At 47.9% G+C, this 18414-nt stretch carries 13 protein-coding genes; 2 read left to right on the forward strand and 11 right to left on the reverse strand.

Features of this window, described 5'->3' with window-relative positions:
• Positions 1-58: 58 nt before the first annotated feature.
• The 6 genes from QVF11_RS01485 to galF all read right to left on the reverse strand — a co-directional run bounded on the left by QVF11_RS01485 (position 59) and on the right by galF (position 8317).
• Positions 59-2221 (reverse strand): polysaccharide biosynthesis tyrosine autokinase, encoded by a 2163-nt coding sequence (locus tag QVF11_RS01485; RefSeq protein ID WP_287854995.1) that lies wholly within the window; start codon positions 2219-2221, stop codon positions 59-61.
• 17 nt (positions 2222-2238) lie between these two features.
• Positions 2239-2673 carry an arsenate reductase/protein-tyrosine-phosphatase family protein gene (locus QVF11_RS01490; protein ID WP_287854997.1) on the reverse strand — a complete coding sequence of 145 codons (435 nt, stop codon included), beginning with the start codon at positions 2671-2673 and terminating at the stop codon, positions 2239-2241.
• A 4-nt stretch (positions 2674-2677) separates the two neighbouring features.
• The gene (locus QVF11_RS01495; protein ID WP_287854999.1) at positions 2678-3814 is read right to left on the reverse strand and encodes a polysaccharide export protein; all 1137 of its coding nucleotides are present in this window, start codon (positions 3812-3814) and stop codon (positions 2678-2680) included.
• A 73-nt stretch (positions 3815-3887) separates the two neighbouring features.
• On the reverse strand, positions 3888-5327 hold the full coding sequence (locus tag QVF11_RS01500) for a capsule assembly Wzi family protein (RefSeq protein WP_287855001.1): 1440 nt from the start codon (positions 5325-5327) through the stop codon (positions 3888-3890).
• A gap of 1001 nt (positions 5328-6328) precedes the next feature.
• Entirely contained in the window at positions 6329-6958 is a 630-nt protein-coding gene (locus QVF11_RS01505; protein WP_142512919.1) for a phosphatase PAP2 family protein, read from the reverse strand.
• Between the two features lie 462 nt (positions 6959-7420).
• Entirely contained in the window at positions 7421-8317 is an 897-nt protein-coding gene (galF, locus tag QVF11_RS01510; protein WP_167492739.1) for a UTP--glucose-1-phosphate uridylyltransferase GalF, read from the reverse strand.
• A 963-nt stretch (positions 8318-9280) separates the two neighbouring features.
• Here galF and QVF11_RS01515 point away from each other — a divergent pair.
• Entirely contained in the window at positions 9281-10867 is a 1587-nt protein-coding gene (locus QVF11_RS01515; RefSeq protein ID WP_287855002.1) for a TerC family protein, read from the forward strand.
• Positions 10868-11250: 383 nt separating this feature from the next.
• Here the strand turns inward: QVF11_RS01515 and asmA are convergent, their stop codons facing one another.
• The 4 genes from asmA to alkA form a co-directional block, all read right to left on the reverse strand.
• Positions 11251-13098 (reverse strand): outer membrane assembly protein AsmA, encoded by a 1848-nt coding sequence (gene asmA / locus QVF11_RS01520; protein WP_287855004.1) that lies wholly within the window; start codon positions 13096-13098, stop codon positions 11251-11253.
• A gap of 27 nt (positions 13099-13125) precedes the next feature.
• Positions 13126-13707 (reverse strand): dCTP deaminase, encoded by a 582-nt coding sequence (dcd, locus tag QVF11_RS01525; RefSeq protein ID WP_110275488.1) that lies wholly within the window; start codon positions 13705-13707, stop codon positions 13126-13128.
• Between the two features lie 90 nt (positions 13708-13797).
• Positions 13798-14439, reverse strand: coding sequence for a uridine kinase (gene udk, locus QVF11_RS01530; protein ID WP_110275489.1), 642 nt, complete (start codon positions 14437-14439; stop codon positions 13798-13800).
• A 114-nt stretch (positions 14440-14553) separates the two neighbouring features.
• Positions 14554-15402 (reverse strand): DNA-3-methyladenine glycosylase 2, encoded by an 849-nt coding sequence (gene alkA, locus QVF11_RS01535; RefSeq protein ID WP_287855007.1) that lies wholly within the window; start codon positions 15400-15402, stop codon positions 14554-14556.
• 136 nt (positions 15403-15538) lie between these two features.
• Here alkA and yegD point away from each other — a divergent pair, with 136 nt between their 5' ends.
• Positions 15539-16891 carry a molecular chaperone gene (yegD, locus tag QVF11_RS01540; protein WP_287855008.1) on the forward strand — a complete coding sequence of 451 codons (1353 nt, stop codon included), beginning with the start codon at positions 15539-15541 and terminating at the stop codon, positions 16889-16891.
• 100 nt (positions 16892-16991) lie between these two features.
• On the opposite strand, the gene QVF11_RS01545 is transcribed toward yegD, so the two are convergent.
• A complete protein-coding gene (locus QVF11_RS01545; RefSeq protein WP_112213184.1) occupies positions 16992-18278 on the reverse strand; it encodes a citrate synthase in 1287 nt (428 codons plus the stop codon).
• Positions 18279-18414: the final 136 nt, after the last annotated feature.

Consider the following 18414-nt stretch of genomic DNA (forward strand, 5'->3'; position numbering starts at 1 on the left):
ATTACGTATTTACAGAGGGGAAAAAAGAAACCGAGCTTGTTAAGCCCGGTTAGCTAACTCATTTATCTTCTGTATAACTATATCCATAATGACTATATCCATAGCCATAATAGCTACTAGCTTTTTTAACTATACCGTTCAGAATACATCCTTTAACAATTACACCACTGTGTTCAAATCGTTTAATACTAACATCAATTTCTTTAGCTGTATTTAATTCAAAGCGAGCGACTAGTAATGTTGTCCCGGCATAGTGACCTATGACTGCTGCATCTGTTACGGCCAGAATCGGTGGTGTATCTAATACAACAATATCATAGTTCTGACTTGCCCACGAAACTAGTTCACCAAATCGTTTGTGCATAAGTAATTCTGCTGGATTTGGAGGGGCAATTCCTCTGGATATAAAATCAAAACCAGCAGTATTTACTGATTTTATAGATTTTTCTTTCTCAACTTTACCAGAGAGCACATCAGACAATCCATTATCATTGCTAATGTTGAATAGTTTGTGCGTGTAACCTTTCCTCATGTCTGTATCAATGAAAAGAACCTTTTTACCTGTTTGTGCAATAACAGCCGCAAGGTTTGAGCTTACGAACGTTTTGCCTGCATTAGGACTTGCACCTGATATCATCAGAACATTATTTCTGGCTTCCATCATTGCAAAATGTAGACTAGTTCGTAACCCTCGAATAGCTTCAATGGCAAGATCCGCAGGATTATCGATAGCAAGAAAACCTTGTATTTCGCTCTGTGGTTTTTTTCGCCATCCTTTTGCTTGATCAGCTTTTTTGGTAAAAGTTTCAGAGACAGGGATACTAGCATACACATTGATCCCTAACTCCTCCAGCTGTTCTGGAGTTTCAATTCCTCTTCTCAATACAACTCTTAGTAAAACCAGACCAAATGAAAATACAATACCAAATATAATACCAGCAGCCAATATTAATATTTTCTTAGGTTTAACAGGTTTTGGTTGCGTTACTGCACTATCAATTATTCTTACATTACCAATTGCACTTGATTTTGCAATGTTTAACTCTTGCTGTCTGTTTAATAACTGCATATAAACAATGCGGCCAGATTCAACATCTCGGCTTAATCTTAATACCTCTTGTTGAGTCTCAGGCATAGCCGAAACTCGTTTATTCAACTTTGTTTTTTCATCCTGTAAAGTTTTTCTTTTTTCCATTAGAGCTTTATATGTAGGATGCTCTTTTGTATAAAGTTGAGATATCTCCGATTCTCTGAAAGTTAATTCATTTAACTGGTTATCTACATTAACAATTTGATCTAAAACGGATTTAGCTTCAAGTGAAAGATCTACTGAGTCATTCTGCCTTCTGTACTGATTAAGCTTATCCTCAGCCAAATCCAATTCGCTGCGAACTTTTGGTAACTGATTATTTAAAAATTCTAGACTTTTAGCGTCTTGAGCCGCTTGTCTTGCAATATTTTGCGCAAGGTAATTATTGCTTAAGTTATCAATAATCTTAACGATCAACTCTGGATCTGCCCCCGTAAGAGAAATCGCCAACATTCCAGTATCTTTACCTTGATCTCCGACTGAAAGTATTTCTTGCAAATCAGTAATTGCTTTTAATTTCGTTACATAAGAAACTGTAAAGCTACTATTTGGTTCAGCATCAATTTCATCAATTTTAATTGAAATACCATTACTTTCAATTAACTCTCCAACATGGCCTTCAATTGAGAAATCATCTCCTGATACAATAAAATCTTTTTTGTTTTTTACTTTAACTATAATTTCTGGTGAATCTTCAGATGAAGAAACCAAATATAAACGCGAAATTTTTAAATTCCCTGGAGTTTCCCCCATCAATCTAGCCCAACCTCTTCCGACTATAGGTAAATAATTCTGCTTCACTCTCGTTTGTAAATTAAGATCATCAACAGTTTTACCTAAAATCATTCTTGACTGGAGCAACGCAACTTCAGGTGCTGATTGAGGTTGGCTATCAGGCAGCACCTGACTTAGACTACTCAGTAGTGCATTTGCTTGCTTTTGTTCTACCTGAATTAGCGCATCAGCTTGGTAAATGGGAGTTGATAAAATAGCATATGCTAACGCTACTAGCGTAAATAAAGATGTAATGGATATAATAAGTTTACGATGATCAATCAACTCACCGATAAGGCGACCTAAATCGATCTCATCGGAGTCTTTTGCTTGTGGTTTATTTATTACTGGTGACATGCAATTTTTCCTGAAGATTACTCGCCTAATTTTTCAGTCCAGCATTTGCCAGCCTGCTCAATTAAATTATAAACTAATGCAAATGCCTCTTGGCTTTTCCGATATGGATCTGGAATCTCTCGCTGTTCAAGCCAATGACCAAACAACATAGATTTCCCCCTAGCTTCAGGAGCAATTCTACCAATTTGTTCTAAATGGCTTTTATCCATTACCAGAATTAATTCATAATTTCGTCCTAGAGACGAGGTAAATTGAGTTCCCTTATGTCCTTCTAATGATATGCCATGTTCAGCAGCAACTTTTACGGCACTATCATCAGCTGCATGACCAACCAGCGCATTCGTACCAGCCGAGTCAATTCTTTTATTCGGAAACACACTACGGAGATAACGCTCTCCGATTGGAGAGCGACAAATATTTCCAGTACATACTACAAGAATCGAATTAAACATAATTTTATGGCCAATCTTTAATAAATTTCGCGGTTTCTGTCATATCATGAACACCAGTGATTGTCGGAACAAGCTGTGATATAACGCGATTCCAACGCACAAGCGGTGCTGTCGTGACATATACAATATCGTATGGCTGTAACTGAAACTCAGTGCCAAGTACCATAGCTGATGCATCCTGGGCATTTAACTGGTATATATTCGCTATTTTACCATTTTTATCATTTTTAAGCTGGCGAACAACAAAAACTCCAGTTGCATCACTCATGGACTGTGATATTCCGTCAGCATTACCAATAGCTTCTGCTAGCGTCATGCCGCTACGATCCATTTTCATAGTACTTTGCTTACCTACTTCCCCCATAACAAATACTTTAAGATCATCATTTCTCGGAATAAACAAAATATCTCCAGGATACAATAATCTGTTGTTTGTCAAATCACCTTTTTGCATTAATGCATAAAGTGATATTTTAGTATCTTTTCCATTATGAGTAAGTACTACATTTCTCCAATCGGCATCTGGCGCTAATCCACCAGCAGCATTGATTGCGTCCATTACAGTCAAAGGAATATTTGTAATCGGTTGTTGACCAGATTTGTTAACCTCCCCCGTGACATAAACTTTCTGAGAACGAAATGCTGCAATACTTACGTCAACCTGCGGACTTTCAATATACGTTGTTAAGCGGCTTGCAATATCTTGCCTCACTTGACTTAATGTTTTACCAGCGACCTGAACTTTACCGATATATGGATAGAATATTGTTCCGTCGGAATTAACCCAGTTGCCAGTATCACTAGCGCTACGATATTGACCCGCTGGAGTTGTTAATTCAGGGTGATCCCAGACCGTCACCATTAGCACATCACCCACACCAATTCGATACTCATAACCTTTGAGCAAATTATCTAATTGTGGATTAGGACGAGCTAAGACTGTTTCGGGGCGGAGTCTATCAACCAAGCCCGGTGTCATTGGATAAACATTAACCAATTTATCAAGGTCGTAATCACTATCCGGCAGCTCAACCACATTCTTGCGCAGACTATTTAACCCCTGTCCCGGCAAAATGGTACAGCCCGATAAAAAACCTATTGCCAATGCCAACGCCGAAAATCTAACAATTTTTTTCTTCATAATGTCACATCATCAGTAAACCAAAAGTTTCTAATCCCCCAACAACAGTCTTTTTTCAAGAGCTGTGTTAAGGCTATAAATTAAATGGAATTTCTATCCCAGCGCTTGCACCTACGTCATCGCTATCATTATGGTTCGCATCGGTATACCAGAGAGAAGTGTTCAGTCGTACCGATTTGTACACATCACCACTCCAGCCCAGTTGTACACCTTTCAAAGTATCCGAACGAGGAAACGCCTTATTAATTAGCTGATTTTCCGGGTTAACCTTCGCATATGCTAAACGCGCGCTCCAACGTTGATTATCCTCGGTCACTAGTTCGACTTTACCTGCGAATAGTTGGCCATCACCTCCCATCGCATCCCCGAGTGAGTAGCCTTGCTGGTAGTAGCCATCTTTATAAATATGGTGCGTGTAGCTATAGTCGGTTCGACTCATATTCGATCGAGTATCATGCGCCTCAAGATACCAGTTGATGGCATCTTTGCCCCAACCGTGATGACCTTCGACTCCCCCAAGGAACATATTTGCTGAAGGTAAAAAACCAGACTCATCTTCACCAATCATTTGACCGTACAAACTGATCGGCAAGCCCAACGTAGGTTCCAGTTTTAACTTGAAATCAAAACCAGCCAACTGGTTACCTGGTTCATTGGGATCGTTTGCTTCGGTATTATCTTTCCCCGTCAGGCCATCCCAAAAATTACTAAACGATTCCGGTCTCCCCTCCCCTCCCCACTGCATAATGCGCGATGCGCCCAGTTCAAGAGACTGGAACGGAGTGAAAGTCAGACGCCCACCAATAATCTTGGTGTGTGGCACGGCGGTATATTGGTTCATCTGACTGGCGGAAATTTGATACTGCCACGGGCCAATCCAGCGTAACCACCATGTTTCTGGCGCGGCCTGCTCAGCACGCTGCATTAAAAAGCCAGTCATTGGGCGCGCGGCGTCACCGCGAATCAGGCTGCCTTCGTATCCCGGTCCCCACCATTGCGGCATCTGGCCAAATGAGAGCCACTGGTTCCAGAATTTCACTGCACCGTACGCGCCGTTGGCATTAAAACGAGAACCGTTGCTTATGCGCTCATCACCTTCAACGTTACCTTGCAGATGAACATCCCACCACTCGCCGCTATTATTAAAAGCTAATGATAATGAGCTATCTGCGGGTTGGTTCTGACCAAACCCTTGCGGAGTGCCAGGTTTATCCGTTGAGGTATAGCCGCTCACGCGAAAATCGGCTTTCAAAGAAGAAAGCCGCTGGTTAATTCGGGCCAGAACAACCTGTTCGGAAGAGTAGGATGGTTTAGCTTTTTTGACCGCTCGATTGATCTCTTCCTGGCTCAGAGGCCATGTAGACAGGCTGAGATGAATGACTCCGCGATCGGACAACCAGGCCAGATCGTTACGGAGTTCGTTATCATTCATTACCAGACCAGAGGCATAGGCAAGTGAGCTGGCAGAAGTAAGCAGCCCTAATGCGAGTGCGATTCGCGCAATTTTTATCATTGTACAAGATCCATTTTAAGCCCCGTTTCCGCAAGCTGGCGCGACATGGGGAACACTGTTAGATGCAGCGCCCTCTGACGCCAACCTTAAGTATGATTGTCCTACAGGTTCTGGACTGGCCACGCGAAAGTGCAGGCCTGGTTGTATCTCAGGCCATAGCCAGCTTTTTATAGCAACCTGCAGTACACAATGTATGCGAAATTGTTATTGAAGGCCATTCCATCGCGCTTCATACCCACGGTTTTCTATCATTCACCCAGAGTGGGCAAACGCTTGTTTGCTGACAAACTCGCTAGTATATACAGGTTGTGAGGATAATCACCTGTGGGGAACCAACTTTAGGAATTTCGGTCGCATGAAATGGGATGTGGTTGACAGAAAATGCCAGCTCGCAGGTACGCTACCGCCCTTGGCTTACCAGCTACCAATGCACTGTACTTCTTCCATTCTTAATTTAATCACTATTTTCGAAAAATCGGTGATTAATCCATCAAAGCAATCAATTTCGCGGCACAAGTTTACGAGATTCTGCTCACAATTGGGAGTCTAATCTCGAATTATTAGCCGCTCGGGTGATAGCACGCACAAGCCGTGCAATAACATTATTATTTATCAACGAGCGATTATAAGTACGATAGACACATGCAGTAGATCCAATCTCAACAGCATGATTTTTCTGACTTTTCACCACACTAATCATGCTGATTTACTTTCAAATTAATTATAGCTAGTCAACTACAAAAATTAATAGTTAAAAGAGTTATGCCAGATTGTTGTTATCATTAATAAATTCGATGTTAAGTTAAAAATACTATTTAGGATACATCCTGGCAGTTTATCATTGTGACAAATACCGTACACAATGTGCTATCACTGATTTATTTCATGAATATGAAATATCGACAAGCTCGTACATTTTCGCTCGGATCTTCCATATTGCGTAATATGTGAACATGCTATGTGCCAGCTTTTCCCAAATATGATCCTCACCATCAGTACATTCAGTAAAAACGCTTATGTAGATCGGCTCTGGTAAACGGTTTTTCCAGTGGTCCCAGCTTCACCGCTATCTCGCCCAGCAGAGACTGAGTTGGCGCTTTAGCGCCGGTATTCAATAGCATCAGCGGGATGATAACAACGCTTGCCAACCCTCCCCATGAGAGTTGTGCTACATGAGCGCTTTCACCACGCGACTGCATCAATAAGAACAGAGCACTTCCCGCGGCCCCCAGCAGTAAACCGGCAATGACTTCCGAAGTTGAATGCGCGTGAATCACCAATCGCGAGTAACCTACTAGCCCGGCCAATGCATAGCCTAACAGAACAGAAATACGACGAATCGCTGGTGCTGCACGTGCGCACAGCAGCCATAAGAGAATTGGCCAAAAAGCGGTGGATAATGCAGTGTGTCCGCTAAAGCCTGTGAAATCCAGCTCGCGAATGCCTATCCCCCACCCCATAAATGCCAGTTTTGATGCGCACACAATCACGCCAGTGATACCGAACAGCAGCGCCCAATTCCAGGCAACCTGCTTTGAGTCTTTTCGCAGCAAAAGGACGATAAACAACACGGCCGCACTGGGTAACAGCACAGTACTATCGCCAAAAAATGTGACAACCTGCCAGTTCATTTACCTTTCATCCTTTAACGATCTCTCCTGTCTGGAACGCCATTCCCACGATATCTTTGTGGACATGCACATTTCGTAACTTCACATTTTTATGCATGTATAACCGTTGTTTAATGCGCAAACATGATCTCAGTCAAGTTTTATTTTTATATTGTGATCTTATTAACGACCATCTCATTAAGAAAAATCTTAGTAAGTAATTATTAGCTAAGATTAAATTTCACTCACCTACTCATTGCATCATGATACATCCTGTCTGACTACCAGAAGTCTCCGAACCTAATTTACGTCCGCAAATGATACAACATAACAGAGCACAACCTAATCCGTTGTATTTTAACGTCAATCAGGCTCAAAGCCAGCCATACTCTCAGTCAGTGAACGACTGCAGTCTCTGATGCTTGTCTTTAATATTGCCGCAGATCGTTCACTTTCATATACCTAAAAACCTATGTTAACGAATTACGCTAACAGCTTTTTAATGCTCTCGCGGAATTTAGCGCCTTCTTTATGGTTACGCAGCCCGTAGTTTACAAAAGCCTGCATATAACCCATTTTTTTACCGCAATCGTAGCTTTCGCCAGTCATCAGCATGGCATCAACAGATTGTTTCTTCGCCAGTTCAGCGATGGCATCGGTTAACTGAATACGACCCCAGGCACCTGGCTCGGTACGTTCCAGTTCAGACCACACCTCAGCAGAAAGTACATAGCGGCCTACCGCCATCAGATCAGAATCCAGCGTTTGCGGTTCATCAGGTTTTTCGATGAACTCAACGATACGCGCAACCTGTCCTGCTGATTCCAGCGCATCTTTGGTCTGGATAACAGAGTACTCAGCGAGATCGCCAGCCATACGTTTTGCCAGAACCTGACTGCGGCCAGTTTCCTTAAAGCGAGCGACCATAGCAGCAAGGTTATAGCGCAGCGGATCGGCACTAGCGTCGTCAAGAATGATATCCGGCAATACAACCACAAATGGGTTATCGCCAATTAACGGACGCGCACAAAGGATAGAGTGCCCTAATCCAAGCTGCTGACCCTGACGCACGTTCATAATGGTTACGCCCGGTGGACAAATAGCCTGCACTTCTGCCAGCAGTTGACGCTTCACACGTTGCTCTAGCAAAGCTTCCAGCTCGTAGGAGGTGTCAAAATGGTTTTCAACAGCATTCTTAGATGAATGGGTGACCAGCACAATTTCCTTGATACCAGCAGCTACGATTTCGTCAACAATGTACTGCACCATTGGCTTGTCGACGATCGGCAACATCTCTTTCGGAATGGCCTTGGTGGCGGGTAACATATGCATCCCTAGTCCTGCTACCGGTATAACTGCTTTCAAACTCACCATTATCATTTCCACCCGTATGGTTATAAATCTCTCGATTCCTGTCAGATTGTATGTATCACTGGCAATTATCCATGATGATACACGGTTGCAGTCTGTTCTACTGTCCGTCAAATTCCGAAATTACAAGAATAGTTTAAGAATACACGTAAAGCGTGTAGACCAATAGACAGACTTAAGAAAATTCTTAAGTATGATTATTAACACGAATTTACTAATATTTACAATGACTTATCATAGCTATCTATCTGTTTTAATTTGTCAGAGAGAGCAGTGACATTCTTCTTTTCGCCATCAACACCCTTTTGATACTCTGTTATCTTTCAGCTTGAGTTGATACAGAGCAAGTGACCAGAAAAAAATAGAAAATCAGCCAAAATAATCGCTTATAGTGATAATAAAATTATTTGCAGGTATAAAAGCGACTAAATTTCAGCAACATCTCTGTCATGGTCTACTTTCAGCCAGACCTCAGACTTATCCAGTCATCTCTGCTAATGCCCTTCTCATCTAATTTCCTTACCATTTATCTCCATATAACGCTGATAATATCGTCTAGCAAAAATTTTTCTCCGGCAAGCCACGATATTAAGTAGTATAAAAATTCAAATTATAGAAAAATGAAGTTATATACATCAAATCTATTGATGGGGTTTTGTTACTACGCGGACGCTGCATCAGCGGCTGGCTATCCCTCAGGAGCTGTTGAACTATTTTCAGCCCATGAATTTGATCGGAAATCAGACGGCCCTCCGACATTGATGAAAATTAGCACAACCATGAATAAGTAAAATCCTGGACGCAGGAACTTAATAGGTTACATCGTTGACAACTGGCTATTTTGTTTTCTGGTATGACAAGGACCTGAATTTTGACCATCAGGCAAATTACGGCTGAAAATATTGCATTTTATCTATGGCTTATCCATGATCGGTACATGGCACTCTTAGGTTGTAAAGGTTTTAACTGATTATGGAATGGATTGCCGACCCCTCGATCTGGGCCGGACTCATAACTCTTGTGGTTATTGAGCTGGTTCTCGGTATTGATAATCTGGTCTTTATCGCTATTCTCGCGGAAAAACTTCCCCCGGCGCAAAGAGACCGTGCGCGGGTAACGGGCCTGTTGCTGGCAATGCTGATGCGTTTGCTATTGCTGGCTTCTATCTCCTGGCTGGTCACCCTGACTAAACCACTGATTACCTGGCACGATCTGAGCTTTAGCGCCCGCGATCTGATCATGCTATTCGGAGGATTATTTCTGCTCTTTAAAGCCACTGTCGAGCTCAATGAACGGCTGGAAGGGAAAGATAGCGATAATCCCAGTCAGCGCAAAGGGGCAAAATTCTGGGGGGTGGTGGCGCAAATTGTGGTACTTGATGCCATCTTTTCCCTCGACTCCGTCGTTACGGCGGTCGGAATGGTTGATCATTTAGCCGTCATGATGGCAGCGGTAGTTATTGCCATTAGCCTGATGCTAATGGCCAGTAAAGCTTTAACCCGCTTTGTTAACAGCCACCCGACGATCGTTATTCTCTGCCTGAGCTTCTTGCTCATGATTGGCTTTAGCCTGATAGCCGAAGGTTTCGGTTTCCCGATCCCGAAAGGCTATTTGTATGCCGCTATCGGCTTCTCGATAATGATTGAATCCTTTAACCAGCTGGCGATGTTCAACCGTCACCGTTTTCTTTCGGCCAATCTGACCCTGCGTCAGAGAACGACTGAGGCGGTCATGAGCCTGTTAAGTGGCCACAAAGAAAAAGCCGAACTCGATAGTGATGCTTCATCGCTCATCGCTGACCATGATGACAATCCGCTCTTTAATCCCCAGGAACGAAGAATGATTGAGCGGGTCCTCAATCTTAACCAACGCACAGTCAGCAGCATCATGACCTCACGTCATGATATTGAACATATCGATCTGAGTGCGCCGGAAGATGAGATTCGTGCATTACTCGATAAAAATCAGCATACGCGCGTGGTGGTCACCGGTGGCAATGACGACGACGATATGCTCGGCGTCGTGCACGTTATCGATCTACTGCAACAGTCGCTGCGTAACGAGCCGCTCGATTTACACGTTCTTATCCGCCAGCCGCTGGTATTTCCGGAGGCGCTGCCGCTGCTTTCTGCTCTGGAACAGTTCCGTAATGCCAGGACCCACTTTGCCTTTGTTGTTGACGAGTTTGGTTCCGTTGAAGGGATTGTTACGCTCAGCGACGTGATGGAAACCATTGCAGGTAATCTGCCTAATGAAGTGGAAGAGACCGATGCGCGTCACGATATTCATAAAAATGGCGATGGTAGCTGGACGGTTAACGGTCATATGCCGCTGGAAGATTTAGTTCAGTACCTCCCTCTTCCACTGGATGAGAAAAGGGAATACCACACGGTTGCCGGTCTGCTGATGGAGTACCTGCAGCATGTTCCGCAGGAAGGTGAAGAAGTGGCAATCGGCGGGTATATTCTGCGCACGTTGCAGGTTGAAAGTCACCGGGTGCAAAAAGTACAGATAGTGCCGCCAGCGCCGGAAGAAGATGAACTGGATTATGAAGTGTAATGCCTTCATATGTGAACAGGGTGAAGGGTGGTAAATCAGTTGTAGAAAGTGCGCTAATGTTTATGTCGGGTGGCGGCTAACGCCTTACCCGACCTACAAAACCCGTACTCGTATTAACGCCGGGTGACGGCTGGTGCCTTACACGACGGTAGCTACAAAACCTGCACTCGTATTCACGCCAGGTGACGGCTTACCCCTACCGCCCAACAAAACCCGTACTCGTATTCACGCCAGGTGGCGACTGGCGCCTTACCCGGCTAATAAAACCCGCACACTCTTAGCCTGTAGGCCCGCGCAAGCGAAGCGCCGCCGGGCGATTTCACAACTGAGCTATTGCCAGCAATCCGGGTACGAGACGCTTCTTCTGCTTTTCCAGGCCAAACTCACAGCTTATCAAGCAGCTTCTTCACATCTTTCCCGTCCTGGGAGTTTTTGTTGCGATCCGCCCAGTCGTTCAGGCGTTTTCTGGCTTCATCTTGCAGCTGTTTACGCAGAATCTGGTCCACCTGCAGGCTATAGCTCAACGTCTGCCAGTTACCATAAATACGTAGCGGAATTGCGGTTTGTTTGAGTCTGTCAATGAGCTTGCTCTCGCCTTTCCAGCCACCCAATACCCTGACGTTAAAACGCATATCGCAGTCTTCTTTCAGCAGGTTAAGCTCACCTTGTCCGGTGAGCGCCATCAGTTCAGATTGCCCCTGCATTCGCCTTAACGTCACCAAACCATTATCCAGCTCCAGCGCACTGCTGACAGAATCGAGCCGAGTGGCGTTATCGTAGTTTTCCTGCGCCTGCACATTGGTGCTGCGCTCCACGGCCTGCTGCACCAGCTGCTGGAAATTGAGTCCTTCAGTACGCGTATCCGTCATCTGGATTTGCGCCTGCCCTTGCCAGTTACGACGGAAATCATCAGCATCTATTTTTTCGCCGGAAAAGTCTCCGCTCAGCGTCAGCTTACCAGTGAGATTTAACGAATAGTTAAAGGCTTTCAGAATCGAGCTGATCTCAATATTGTCGAGTTTCGGCTGAAACGAAGCCTGTGGGGTATCGCTACGGGCGTCCAGCAAACCGGGCAGAGAGAGGTTGCCGCCATCCAGATTTCCCTGCAGCTGATTGATCGTCAACAGCCCCTGCTGATTACTGATATCACCTTTAACCTGGGTAAAATTCATTCCTCGCCACTGAAGCTGGTCAGCCGTCAGGGTCATTCGCGCATTAAAAGCGCGCAGAGCATTGTAATCTTGCTGAATATCGCTATTGGCGATAACTGGACGCAGCTGGCGAGTCTGACTCTGCCCTTGCTGGTTAGCTCCGTTATCAGTGGCAGGTGAAGTATGAGTCAGTAAGCTGTCCAGGTTCAGCGTGCTCGCCTGAAGATTCAGCGTCCAGTCAGGTTGTTCGCCTAACACCACGCTGGCATTGCCGGTAATGGCGCTGCCGTTGGCGCTTAAATTTAGTTTGTCAAAACTGAGCTTTTTCGCGTCTTCGAACCAGCTTGCCTGCAGGCTGCCCTGACCACTGATCCCCGCAGCAGGAAGCTCAGCGCCACGAAGCTGCCAGCTCAATTGTGAAATTTCCGCCTTCAGGGAGTGAGGATAGTCTCCGCCCTGCACTTGAGCGGAGAGCGAAAGCGCCAGGTCTCGCTGATCGCGATTTACCCGGCCTGAAAAATCGAGCGTCGCATGATGATGTTCATCCTGTTCCATCTGCAGACGAATATCGCGCACCGTGACCTGCTCACCGTCTTCATGCTGAAAGAAGAGCACACTATCGGCGATCTGTAGCTGCCGGACATCATACGACCAGCCGCGATCTTCAGATACCTGCGGCAGCGTATTATCATGTGGAACCACCGGCGCATTTTGACTACGCACGGCTTCGGTTTTGGAGGTCAGTTGGATAACAGCGCCTTTCAACATCACCTGCTTTACCTGCAACTGATGGGAAATCAGCGGCATCAGCGCAACGTCCAGGCGCATGTTGTCGGCGCGAATGATCGGTTCGGCAGCGCCAGGCGCGGTCAACGTCATGCGACCAGAGAGAATACTGAGCTGCGGCCAGACGTGCCAGCGCAGCGGACCATCGAGCTCAAGCTGATAGCCGCTACGATCCGCAACCTCTTTGACCATATAGGCGCGAAAATCGTTGGGATTGACCAGCAATACCAGCGCGGTAAGACCGGCGACAACCACCGCCAGCAAGATCATCAGCGTCGTCAGAATTCGTCTCATGGCTTCCTCAGCAAACCGCTTAAATTATCAGTCCTTGTCGATTCGACTCGCCACCGCACCCTGCTGGTCACGATATTTGGCATCTTCACGACGGTTATAAGGCCGCGCAGCCGGGCCAGATAACGGTTCAAAGCTTAGCGCCCCGATAGGCATTCCCGGGCGCAACGCCAACGGCAGCTTGCCGGAATTATAGAACTCGAGCACGATGCAACCGGACCAGCCCGGATCGATACGGTGTGCGGTGACGTGGACCATCAATCCAAGACGCGCTAGCGAAGAACGCCCGTCGAGCCAGCCGACCAGGTCTGCAGGCAAGGTCACGGATTCATACGTTACTGCCAGCGCCAACTCTCCAGGATGCAGGAAAAACGCCTCTCCTTCCGCCAGCACAATCTCCTCGCTCATCACGCGATCCAGCGCTGCGCTGACTTCCGCTTTTGGCCCGCTCAGGTCAATAAAACCTGCGGTGTGGCCACGAAACGTGCGGAATTTATTCCCCAGGCGGACATCAACCGTCGCGCCATTAATCCGCTCTACAGGTGGGCGTGGATTAATGGCCAACCGCCCCTCATCCAACCAGGCTTCTATATCTCGGTCGCACAGACGCATGAACGTTCTCCTTTAAGGCATCGCGCCCTTACGCCTTCCGGGGATAAGGGCAAATTGGCTTCTCTTTGCACGTTACACAATTCGTTCGTGTTATTCAAAGAACTGACTGATTTTGGCCTTCAGAATATCGATGGCGATGCGGTTTTTACCGCCGCGAGGCACAATAATGTCGGCATACTGCTTGGAAGGGTCGATAAACTGCAGGAACATCGGGCGAACGGTTTTCTGATACTGCGCCATCACCGAATCCATTGAACGCCCACGCTCATTCACATCACGCTTGATGCGGCGCATCAGGCAGATATCCAGCGGGGTATCAACGAAAATAGAGAAACTGAGTTCATTACGCAGGCGAACGTCAGTCAGCAGTAAGATCCCTTCAAGGATGATCACTTTCTTCGGTTCAATATGAATGGTTTCCGGCATGCGAGTGTGCTCGACATAGCTGTAAACCGGTAACTCAATCGGCTGGCCGCTTCTCAGCATCTGTAGATGCTGAAACAACAGACTATGATCCATCGAACTTGGGTGGTCATAGTTGGTTTTTACACGCTCTTCCATCGACAGATGACTTTGATCCTTGTAATAGCTGTCTTCCGGAATAACGCCGATATGCTCATCGCCGACTTGTTCACGTAGTTCACGATAAAGCGTGCTGGCGATGAGGCTTTTGCCCGAAGCCGATGCGCCGGCGATGCCTATAATGACGCACTGATGAGACGTATCAGTCATAAATTTTTGCGACCTGATTAACCTGGGAATGTAGGAAGGGTGGCGGTTGAACGCCAAACTCGGCAATTATAGGGATTTCAGGCCTGCGATACTAGTGCTAAGCGCCCTGCCCGGCTATTCCTCATCCGGCGACCAGCCTTGCGTATACCATATGTGCAATAACGCATACGATCGCCACGGCTGCCAGCGGCTGGCATAACGCGCAATACGCGTCGGCGTCATTCCAGGGAAGCGCTGTTTAATCAGGTAGTCGTCCGGCAGAAAGATATCCTGCGCCTGCCAGCCGCGAAGCGCAAAATAGCTGGCGGTCCAGCGGCCAATGCCGGGCAGCGTCTGCAACTGCTTCATTCCGGCTTCTATATTATCTGGCGCAACTAAAGGCAGCTCGCCGCTAATTGCCGCCTGAGCTAAATGAATCAGGGCTTCTGCACGCCGAAGCGGCATTCCCAGCGCCTTTAACGCTTGCGGGTCAGCGAGTGCCAACTGGTGCGCGGTGGGGAAAAGGTAAAACTCCGGCGCATCGGCGAGCGGTTTCCCCCAGGCAGCAGCGACTTTTCCGGCAAGTTTCGCCGCCATGGCCACGCTGACCAGTTGCCCCAGCACCGCGCGTACCGCTTGTTCAAAGGCGTCAAGGGAACCCGGCAGGCGTAAACCCGGCCTCGCCTGCGCCAGCTCCCCCAGCGTCAAAGCGACCTGCTGCGGGTCGCAGGATAAATCAAACAGTCGCGCAATACGGGCCAGGCACTCATCAGCCACTGGCTCCAGCCCGGGGGAAAGCGCGATTTGCATTCCTTGTGCCGCTTCGTCCGGCGTGACAGTAATCAGACCGGCATGGCCCGCCAGCGCAAAACTGCGGATATAGCGCCCGTCAACGAAGGTCTCAACCCCCTGCACCGCACGAGCGCCAAGAAAACTAAACATCCACTCCCAGTCATAGGGAGGGTGCCAGGCTAACAGCGTCATTATTTCTCCTTTTTCAGCGCTTCAATCATAGCTGCGGAACGTCGCATTTGCCTTGCTTTTAAATTCCAGTTGTCGCGATGGCATCAATCCGCTAAAGTCGCCCCCCTTCTTCACTGGCATGGGGATTTTGCAGGCTATGTTTATTGGTTTTGACTACGGTACCGCTAACTGTTCAGTCGCGGTGATGCGCGACAATATTCCGCAATTGCTAACGCTGGAAAACGGCAGTTCACTGCTGCCATCAATGCTTTCAGCGCCCACTCGCGAAGCGGTCAGCGAATGGCTCTACCGTCATCATGAAGTCCCGACCAGCAGTGATGAAAACCAGGCGCTGCTGCGGCGCGCGATCAACTACAACCGTGATGAAGATATCGATGTGTTACGCAATAGCGTGCAGTTTGGCCTCGCCTCGCTGCATCAATACGTCGACGATCCGGAAGAAGTCTACTTTGTGAAATCGCCGAAGTCGTTCCTCGGTGCCAGCGGACTCAAGCCGCAGCAGGTTGCGCTATTTGAAGATTTAGTCTGCGCCATGATGCTGCATATTAAGCAGCAGGCACAAGCGCAACTGCCGGAAACCATCGACCAGGCAGTGATTGGGCGACCGATTAACTTCCAGGGGCTCAGCGGCGATGAGGCCAACGCCCAGGCGCAGGGAATTCTGGAACGTGCGGCAAAACGCGCAGGCTTTCGCGACGTAGTATTTCAGTTTGAACCGGTTGCGGCAGGGCTGGACTTCGAAGCAACACTCAGCGAGGAAAAACGCGTTCTGGTTGTCGATATCGGCGGCGGTACCACTGACTGTTCGTTACTGCTGATGGGGCCGCAATGGCGAGAAAAAGCCGATCGCCAGCAAAGTCTGCTCGGGCACAGCGGTTGTCGCGTCGGCGGTAACGATCTGGACATCGCGCTCGCCTTTAAATGCCTGATGCCGCTGCTGGGCATGGGCGGAGATACCGAAAAAGGCATCGCCCTGCCGATTTTGCCGTGGTGGAATGCGGTAGCAATTAACGACGTTCCCGCACAGACTGATTTTTACAGCACCGCCAATGGCCGTCTGCTGAACGACTTACTGCGCAGCGCCCGCGATAGCGAGAAGGTTGCTTTGTTGCTGAAAGTCTGGCGTCAGCGTCTGAGCTATCGTCTGGTTCGCAGCGCGGAAGAGAGCAAGATCGCCCTTTCCGCACAGTCGAGCGTCACGACCGGGCTACCGTTTATCAGCGACGAGCTGGCGACGGCTATCAGCCAGCAGGGTCTGGAAGCGGCTTTAGATCAGCCGTTAACCCGCATAATGGAACAGGTGCAGCTGGCGCTGGATAACAGCAACGATAAACCGGATGTGATTTACCTGACCGGCGGCAGCGCTCGCTCGCCATTGATTAAAAAAGCGCTGACGGCTCATCTGCCGGGCATTCCAATTGCCGGTGGCGATGATTTTGGCTCAGTAACGGCAGGATTGGCCCGCTGGGCGCAGGTGGTGTTTCGTTAATCATTGATTGTTTCCCCGGATGATCGGGGTTTCGTAGGCCGGGCAAAGCGTCAGCCGCCGCCCGGCAACAATACGAACAGAATATCAAAATCGCGCTCTGTTATTTCCCTTCACGACGCGAAACGTAATCTCGCATCCCTTCTCCGGTATAAATCTGTCGCGGGCGATAAATGTTCAACGGCGCTTCATGCATTTCGTTCCAGTGCGCCACCCAACCGAGCGTTCTGCCTACGGCGGTAATCACCACAAACATCGACGCTGGCAGCCCCATTGCTTTGAGGATCACGGCTGTATAAAAGTCGACGCTTGGCGACAGGCCATTCTCAACAAAATACGGGTCGGTCAGCGCCACCTCTTCAAGCGCCATCGCCACCTGCAATGGCATATCACACATGCCCAGCTCTTCCAGTACCCGGTGACAGGTCTCACGCAATATAGCCGCTCTAGGGTCAAGATTACGATAGCGAGAGTTACCAAAGCCCAGGCGACGGAATGCCTGCGGATCGCGTTTTGCTCTACTCAGGAAGGCGGGGATTTGATCAACGGTCTCAATCTCTTCCAGCATTCGCATGCTGGCTTCGTTAGCCCCGCCGTGTGCTGGCCCCCACAGGGACGCAAGCCCCGCGGCAACGCTGGCGAATAAATTTGCCCCGGAAGAGCCCGCTGCTCGCACTGTCGTGGTCGATGCACACTGGCCGTGGTCAGCATGCAGCACCAGAATTTGGTTCATTGCCTGCTCAATCACCGGGTTAAGTTGATATTTTTCTGCCGGGATCGCAAACAGCATATGCAGGAAATTCCCCGCATAAGAGAGATCATTACGTGGATACTGCGCCGGCTGTTCAATGGAAAACTTATAGCTCATCGCCGCCAGGGTTGGCATTTTCGACAGTAAACGCGTCGCGGCCAGCGCGCGGTGTTCCGGATTTTCGACGTCCAGCACATCGTGATAAAACGCTGCCAGGGTCCCTACCAAAGCACACATTAATGCCATCGGATGGGAGTCGCGACGAAAACTGCTGCACATGCGAGCAATCTGCTCGTGCACCAGGCTATGGCGGGTAATTGTTTCGTTGAAAACCTGATAGCTGGCTTCGTCTGGCGCATCGCCACGCAGTAGAATATAAGCGACCTCAAGGAAGTCACACTGACGGGCCAGTTGATCCACCGGGTACCCGCGATGCAGTAGAACGCTATTTTCGGTATCAATCCAGGAGATGGCTGACGTACAGCCTGCAGTGTTGCTAAAACCGGGGTCAAAACTGCATATCCCTAAAGGCGCTAACGGGCGTATATCCATGCCAACGTGGCCGAGAGTCCCGGTGACCGTACTCAAAGGAATTGACCGTTGTTCATCCAAAGAAAGCATTAACGATTTCGTCGTCATCCTGTAAGGTCCCCCTGCACAACAAATGAATAATTTGCCTGGCCATTTCCCCAGGCGGAATTGCCAACATAACCAGAGTCGCCCCAGGATTCTTTGATATGAATAACCAAAACATTCACAAAGGCGCATTATTATT

The sequence above is a fragment of the Klebsiella sp. genome, from assembly GCF_027492335.1.
Classification (GTDB): domain Bacteria; phylum Pseudomonadota; class Gammaproteobacteria; order Enterobacterales; family Enterobacteriaceae; genus Klebsiella; species Klebsiella huaxiensis.

Bases quoted from the DNA above. Each gene is read 5' to 3' on its own strand.
- QVF11_RS01485 (WP_287854995.1), bottom strand. From the start codon at position 2,221: ATGTCACCAGTAATAAATAAACCACAAGCAAAAGACTCCGATGAGATC.
- QVF11_RS01495 (WP_287854999.1), bottom strand. From the start codon at position 3,814: ATGAAGAAAAAAATTGTTAGATTTTCGGCGTTGGCATTGGCAATAGGT.
- QVF11_RS01500 (WP_287855001.1), bottom strand. From the start codon at position 5,327: ATGATAAAAATTGCGCGAATCGCACTCGCATTAGGGCTGCTTACTTCT.
- udk (WP_110275489.1), bottom strand. From the start codon at position 14,439: ATGACTGATACGTCTCATCAGTGCGTCATTATAGGCATCGCCGGCGCA.
- QVF11_RS01545 (WP_112213184.1), bottom strand. From the start codon at position 18,278: ATGACGACGAAATCGTTAATGCTTTCTTTGGATGAACAACGGTCAATT.
- QVF11_RS01490 (WP_287854997.1), bottom strand. From the start codon at position 2,673: ATGTTTAATTCGATTCTTGTAGTATGTACTGGAAATATTTGTCGCTCT.
- QVF11_RS01515 (WP_287855002.1), top strand. From the start codon at position 9,281: ATGGAATGGATTGCCGACCCCTCGATCTGGGCCGGACTCATAACTCTT.
- dcd (WP_110275488.1), bottom strand. From the start codon at position 13,707: ATGCGTCTGTGCGACCGAGATATAGAAGCCTGGTTGGATGAGGGGCGG.
- yegD (WP_287855008.1), top strand. From the start codon at position 15,539: ATGTTTATTGGTTTTGACTACGGTACCGCTAACTGTTCAGTCGCGGTG.
- galF (WP_167492739.1), bottom strand. From the start codon at position 8,317: ATGATAATGGTGAGTTTGAAAGCAGTTATACCGGTAGCAGGACTAGGG.
- QVF11_RS01505 (WP_142512919.1), bottom strand. From the start codon at position 6,958: ATGAACTGGCAGGTTGTCACATTTTTTGGCGATAGTACTGTGCTGTTA.
- alkA (WP_287855007.1), bottom strand. From the start codon at position 15,402: ATGACGCTGTTAGCCTGGCACCCTCCCTATGACTGGGAGTGGATGTTT.
- asmA (WP_287855004.1), bottom strand. From the start codon at position 13,098: ATGAGACGAATTCTGACGACGCTGATGATCTTGCTGGCGGTGGTTGTC.